This is a genomic window from Bartonella sp. AA56HLJMS (genome assembly GCF_042197145.1).
Taxonomy (GTDB): Bacteria; Pseudomonadota; Alphaproteobacteria; order Rhizobiales; family Rhizobiaceae; genus Bartonella.
In genome coordinates this window covers 1-2862 of the sequence record NZ_JBHIRL010000059.1, presented here as the reverse complement: position 1 = coordinate 2862, position 2862 = coordinate 1, and the positions used below count along the sequence as shown (strand labels likewise).

At 37.2% G+C, this 2862-nt stretch carries 1 pseudogene; it reads left to right on the top strand.

What is annotated here, in order from left to right:
* Nucleotides 1-239 precede the first annotated feature (239 nt).
* Nucleotides 240-2862: pseudogene (locus ACFINI_RS09685) on the top strand (autotransporter outer membrane beta-barrel domain-containing protein); the annotation flags it as partial.

Sequence of the window (2862 nt, the reverse complement as noted above, 5' to 3'; positions counted from 1 at the left end):
CACAATATTTCTCTGAATAATAATATTCAAAATTATAATTCTTTAAATAAAATCCATTATAAATACATTTTGTATTAGACATAATTAATATCAATTATTTTTTAATTTTGACAAAAAACCAAAAATGTCTTACCAAATAAAAACAATTACTGAAATTAATAACAACTATCCATTTTCACTTCTTCTTATAAAGTTCGCGGGGAAATGAATATTTGGGAACTCTCATAAGGAGAATACTAGTGTATAAAACATCCCTTTTATCATGCACAGCTGCGGCTGCTATCATACTATTCAACATCCAGTTCACTGCACATGCTGAAACTCTTGACGTTGCCAACGAAGAAAAAGATATATCCGGAAAAACGTACGAGACTATTTATGTAAAAAACAAAGGAAAAATCACCGGTAGTACTGTAACTGTAACTGGAAATAAAAACACAAATACAGACACAGGTAGCGATAAATATGTTGTAACAGTTGAAGGTGCTAACAGTGCGCTTGAATTAAATAGCTTAAATATTCAAGGCACTGATTCTGATGTTCGTTTTGGTATTTCTGTAAAAGACGGCGCTAACATCAACCTGACCGGGGGAAACATTACAGCTTCTCAAACTGGCGTTTATCTCGATGGTAGTAAGGATAATAGAAATATACTGCAAAATGTAGTAATATCAGATAATAAAAATGAAGCATCATCACTCCTTGGAATAAAAATAAACAAGAAAAGTTTTATCACTTTAGAAAATGTAACAGTTAAACAAGCACAAACTGCCATAGATGCATATGATTCCACAGTAAAAGTTTTAGGAGGATCATTTGATGCAGAAAAAACCGCAATATTTGCTCAAAACGGCAGCAACATCACTTTAACTGGCGATGCAAACATTACATCTAATGATGTTGGACTCTATGCGGCAGGTTCAAAGGCCATCATCGAAATGACAGGAGGGAGCATCACAGCGAAAGAGCAAGCAATAAAGACAACATTCCGTGGCCATATTATTGCTACAGATGTCACCCTAAAAACAAAAGATATTTATGGAATTGGTGTAGCTTGTGAAAACCTTAGCATAGTTGAATTACTTGGAAAGACAACGATTAATAATGCTTTCATCGGGATTCAAGTAATAGATGAGGCCACAATCAAGATGACTGGGGGAACCATTACAGCTTCTGCAGCTGGTGCTACATTCTTAAACAGTCACAGTTATAAATATGAAAACAAACTAGAAAATGTGACCATATCGAGTATTAAAAAGGATGTGCCACTGTTCTTTGGAATAAAAGCAGATGCAAGTTATATCTCTTTAAATAATGTAACAGTGACGCAAGCACAAACTGCCATAGAGGCATATGATTCCATAATGAACGTTTTAGGAGGATCATTTGATGCAGAAAGAACAGCAATATTTGCTCAAAACGGCAGCACCATCGCTTTAACTGGCGATGCAAACATTACATCTGATAACGTTGGACTCTATGCGGAAGGTTCAAACTCCACCATCGAAATGACAGGAGGGAGCATCACAGCGAAAGAGCAAGCAGTAAAGACAACATCCGGTGGCCATATTACTGTTACAGATGTCACCCTAAAAACAAAAGATGGTTATGGAACTGGTGTAGTTTCTAGTGACCTTGGTAGCATGATTGAATTACTTGGAAAGACAACGATTAATGATGCTTTCTTCGGGCTTCGAGCACAAAACGGTGGCGCAATCAAGATGACTGGGGGAACCATTACAACTTCTTCAACTGGTGCTATATTCTCAAACAGTAACAGTAGTGAAAACAAACTAGAAAATGTGACAATATCGGGTGTTGAAAAGGATGGGGCACTGTACTATGCAATAGACACAAATAAAAGTACCGTCACTTTAAAAGATGTAACAGTGGCTCAAACAGCCACCGGTGTATTTGAAAAAGGTGTATTAGCAGAGAATGATTCGACAATAACAATCTCGGGAGGATCATTTCATGCAAAAAATACAACAATATCTGCTAAAAGCGGCAGTGCCATCACTTTAACCAACAATGCAAACATTACATCTGATAACGTTGGACTCTATGCGGAAGGTTCAAACTCCACCATCAGCATGACGGAAGGAACCGTCACGGGGAAAGGTAATGCATTGGTTGCTGAAAATGGTGGACATATTACTGTTGCAGATGTGACCCTAAAAACAAATGATAGCGATAAGTCATCTGGTGTATTTTCTAATGGCGCAAACAGTGTAATTTTTCTTGAAAAAACAACGATTAGTAATAGTGAAACTGGGCTTGCAGCAATCGATGGTGGTGCAGTCAACATGACGGGAGGATCCGTAGCAGCGAACGAAACAGCGTTATTTGCAATCAACGGTGGGCATATTGATTTGACAAATGTTTCTGCAACAGCAGAAGTTTCTGGTTTGCAATTCGTAACTCACCCTACTACCAAACAAGATGAGCTAAATGATCCACAAAAACATCATAGCAATGAAATCAATCTGACCAATGCAGAGCTTCATGCTGAAAATGGCACAGGAATTTTCATTAGAGCTTTCACTAACGCTAACATTAAAAATAGTGCTGATCTGTCAATTGGTACAGTTAATCTCACAAATTCAGAAATCCATGCCGACGTGTTATTAAGGGACGGCCTCTTTACAAAAAAAGAAAGCTTTTGGGAAGAGAAAGATATTGAAGAGAAATATATTAATGAGATCTCCAATGGCACCTTCACATTAAGCGCTGATCATTCAAATTTAGAAGGCAGAGCGAATATTGCTAAAGACAGAAATGTACGTTTTGATCTAAAAAACAAGACAACATGGACACTAAAGACCAGTACAAAAGAAAAAGATGCTGATGGCAATCTGCTTG